2 pseudogenes are annotated in these 876 nt (G+C 48.5%); both read left to right on the top strand.

Annotated elements, in window-relative coordinates:
* Window positions 1–484: pseudogene (locus GGG_RS20220) on the top strand (hypothetical protein); the annotation flags it as partial.
* A 26-nt stretch (window positions 485–510) separates the two neighbouring features.
* Window positions 511–876, top strand: a pseudogene (locus GGG_RS20215) (hypothetical protein); the annotation flags it as partial.

The following is an 876-nucleotide window of genomic DNA, read 5'->3' as shown; positions in this document are numbered from 1 at the left end:
CGACAAGATCACCAATGTAGCGAATGCGACATTAGCATCAGATGCGGTGAACAAAGGTCAGTTGGATACAGTCAGCACGAACTTAACCAATGCAGGCCTAGACTTTGCAGGGAACAGCGGTACGAATGTACACCGCAACTTGGGACAAACCTTAGACATTAAAGGTGGCTTCACAGGAGCGGATACAGCGACCAGCAACGAAAATGTGAAGACGGTTACAACAGCGACAGGGCTTGATATCCGCCTAGCGAAAAATGCGACCTTTGACAGCGTTACAGCGGGAACAGGCACAGACAAGACAGTCTTGAACAAAGACGGCTTGACGGTGACTGAGGGTACAGACAATACAGTGATTGGTGCGACCAGCGTATCGACCAAACAAGTAACGGTTGGAGATGCAACCAACAACACAGTATTAACCAGCACAGCAAATGGATTGGATGTAGGTGGAGACAAGATCACCAATGTAGCGAATGCACATTAGCATCAGATGCGGTGAACAAAGGTCAGTTGGATAGCGTAGTCAATGCAGGCTTTAAGGTTGGCGCGAACACCAATCCTGCAGGTGGTGCAGTTACGCATAAATTGGGTAACCAATTAGATATCGTAGCAAGTGCAAAAGATGCGACCAAGACCTATGACACATCGAACTTGACGACGGAAGTTACACAAGATGCGGCTGGTAAAACGACAGTTACAGTAAGCATGAAGAAAGATGCGACCTTTGACAGCGTTACAGCGGGAACAGGCACAGACAAGACAGTCTTGAACAAAGACGGCTTGACGGTGACCGAGGGTACAGACAATACAGTGATTGGTGCGACCAGCGTATCGACCAAACAGGTAACGGTCGGAGACGCCACCAACAACACAGTA

The sequence above is a fragment of the Acinetobacter sp. P8-3-8 genome (genome assembly GCF_000214135.1).
Classification (GTDB): domain Bacteria; phylum Pseudomonadota; class Gammaproteobacteria; order Pseudomonadales; family Moraxellaceae; genus Acinetobacter.
Note: the sequence above shows the minus strand (reverse complement) of the source record. Positions and strands in the feature narration are given on the sequence as shown.